The following is a 2,908-nucleotide window of genomic DNA, read 5'->3' on the forward strand; positions in this document are numbered from 1 at the left end:
TTGCTCCTCTCTTTTGTTCTTTCTGATTCATATTAAAATTACCTACTTTTAATAAAATCTAAACTTAAGATATACTACAGTTGTGTGCAATTTGGCTACGTTACCAAGATTTGGTATATTTGAGTAAAATTATAGCCAAAATGGGAAAAAACACTTCAATATCACTCGGAAATCATTTTGAGGATTTTATCAGAGAAGAAGTTAATTCTGGTAGATATGGTTCGGTTAGCGAAGTAATTCGTTCAGCATTACGTTTGTTAGAACGTGAAGAAAAAAAGGAAAGAGAACTAATTAAAGCTCTCGAAGTTGGAGAAAATAGCGGATTTGTTGAAAATTTTGACCCGAAACAAAACCTGTCTGAATTACATCGCCAACACTTATGAGTAAAAACAAATATCGAATAAGTAAACAAGCTATTGATGATTTAAATGATATTTGGGTTTATACTTTTTACAAATGGTCTAAAGAACAAGCTGATAGATATTACGACTTAATGATCGGAGAGATTGAATTTATTGCGGATAACTATCTGATTGGAAAATCCGCAGAACAAACTCGAAAAAACTATCGAGTAACGAAAATCAAATCGCATCTGATTTTTTACAGAAAAGTCGAAAATGAAATTGTCGAAATCGTTAGAATTTTACATCAGAGAATGGATATTAAAAAGCGTCTGAAATAAAAAACTGCACACAACACCAGTAACCGTTGCACAAGTCCATAATTTTGATAAAAACGACTCATTCTGAGCCTCTCACTCGAGGCTTTTTTTATACCATCTCGTAGGGATGTCTGTTTTTAAAAATGTTTAGATCAAAGCAAAAACCCTTATATAAAGTGATTTTATAAAATCCAGACAAAAGCCTCTTTCCTACCCCACTTTTTACCTTTTTATGAGCGAATTTGAGATACTTCTTCAGGTTATACGCCATCCCACTCAGATGCATCTGTAGCCTTCCCCTTTTTAGGGAAGCCTACAAGCCAACAAAACAAAAAGCACATTTTTTAATTCATTAAATCTTGAGAAGATAGATTCTTTAGATCAATATATTGGAAAACCTAAAGCTTATCGTCTAGGATATGTATTTGGTAAATTGTTCATTTATATTTTATTAGGCTTGGGAATATTTTTCCTGATTCGAACTTTACGAAAGAAAAAATAAACTACTTACAATACCCGTAACTGTTGCGCACCTCTATAATCTTGATAATAACGACTCATTATTCATCTTATTAAGGTATTTTTATACTATCTGATAGTAAAAAGCAATTTTAAAAATTTGGACAAAAACTCCATTCCTTCCGCTATCTTTACCTTTCTATGAATAAATTTTGGACATTTTTTCAGATGACAAGCTATTGCTGATATGTGTTCCATTGCTAATCCCATCTCTAACAAATTATCTATTCAGGTTATATACCAACTCTATATTCTGTTTTAATAAAAATCCTTATAAACAAATAGTTACCTAACTATATTTCAAAAAATTATAGTAAATTACGTAAGTAAAAATCTATTATAGATGTAACGAACGTATGTTATATACTAGTTACACAAACATTTAAAAAAACTAATAAAACATAAATGGGAAGTATGTTTTTTAGTTTTTTTTCACACTAATGTCATCCCTATATACATCTATGAAAAGTAATCCTTTTAGAGGATCACTTTTCAAAAATTGATTGAAGAGCTAAACAAACCAATGGCTCCTCAATGTATATGATTTTTAAATTACACGAATCAATTATAAAAAAGAAAGGATACTATGGGTACATTAATTAAGGATTTGCAAAAGATAAAAGAGAAAGAAATTACTCAAAAAACGGATAAAATATCAGAAACAACCATTTGCGAACAGATCGCCAAGCAAATGCAAAAACATCCCAAAAAGACAGCCATCGTTGATGGTGAGACCGAAATTGAGTATCAACGTCTTATGCAACGAGTAAATGAAGTTGCTGGAGAGCTGAAACATCGTGGAGTAACACTTGGCTCGTTAGTCGGAGTCTGTATGAATCGTTCTTGGGAACTCTTGGCTACACTTCTTGGTGTCATGCAAGCGGGATGTGCCTATGTGCCCTTAGATCCTGCATATCCAAAAGATCGGATTCGGTATATGCTAGAGAATTCACGAGCAGTAGCAGCGATCGTCGATACGGTGCATACTGCCAACCTATGCACTGGCGTACACGAACTCATACATATCAATAAGCTAGGCAACCATTCAGATAACGAGATCCATCCTTCCGCAAATGATTTAGCATACATCATCTACACCTCAGGATCTACAGGACAACCCAAAGGAGTCGCAGTAGAGCATAGAGGGATTGTCGCCATGAGTCAGTCGATGCGCGAACTATTCAGTGATGAAGAGTTAACAGGCGTACTTGCTGCTGCCTCTGTTTGCTTTGATACTTCAGTAATGGAAATTATGGGTACTTTATCTTTAGGCGGTACCATCATACTTGCCAAAAACGCACTAGAGCTGACTAAGCTCGCAGCAGTAGATCAGGTAAGAACATGCGTCATGGTAGCTTCGGCAATGCAAGCATTACTGACGAAAGAAAAATTACCTACAGGATTACAATGTCTCGTGTTTGGAGGCGAAGCGTTGAAACGCTCACTCGTTCAACAAGTACATGCACAAAACCCTAAGTTACGCGTTCTTAATGCCTATGGACCAACCGAAGACACCGTATACTCGACTATCGCTGAAATTTATCGAGATACAGAATTGGTGACCATTGGTAAATCCGTACCTAACTCTCGTGCATATATCTTAGATTGTGATTTAAAACCTGTTGCTGATGGAGAATCTGGTGAATTACACCTTGCGGGAAATAAGCTTGCAAGAGGCTATCTATATGATGAAGAGTTGACTAAAAAAGGTTTTATGGAGTTAGAACC

Annotated in this window: 3 protein-coding genes; all 3 read left to right on the top strand. The window is 35.1% G+C overall.

All coding sequences use genetic code 11. The features are described 5' to 3' along the window. Nucleotides 1–140: 140 nt before the first annotated feature. Nucleotides 141–383, top strand: coding sequence for a type II toxin-antitoxin system ParD family antitoxin (locus Q0505_RS12540; protein ID WP_223442046.1), 243 nt, complete (start codon nt 141–143; stop codon nt 381–383). Continuing rightward, the gene (locus Q0505_RS12545; protein ID WP_299213362.1) at nt 380–682 is read left to right on the top strand and encodes a type II toxin-antitoxin system RelE/ParE family toxin; all 303 of its coding nucleotides are present in this window, start codon (nt 380–382) and stop codon (nt 680–682) included. Before Q0505_RS12540 ends, Q0505_RS12545 begins: the two co-directional genes overlap by 4 nt. 1,084 nt (nt 683–1,766) lie before the next feature. Next, nucleotides 1,767–2,908: AMP-binding protein (locus Q0505_RS12550; protein WP_299213364.1), on the top strand; the 1,142-nt coding region annotated here is incomplete at its 3' end.

This window comes from uncultured Dokdonia sp. (assembly GCF_937910895.1).
Lineage (GTDB): Bacteria > Bacteroidota > Bacteroidia > Flavobacteriales > Flavobacteriaceae > Dokdonia.

What these genes read in the sequence shown, in the direction of transcription:
- Q0505_RS12540 (WP_223442046.1), top strand. Translation starts at nt 141, where the DNA reads ATGGGAAAAAACACTTCAATATCACTCGGAAATCATTTTGAGGATTTT.
- Q0505_RS12545 (WP_299213362.1), top strand. Translation starts at nt 380, where the DNA reads ATGAGTAAAAACAAATATCGAATAAGTAAACAAGCTATTGATGATTTA.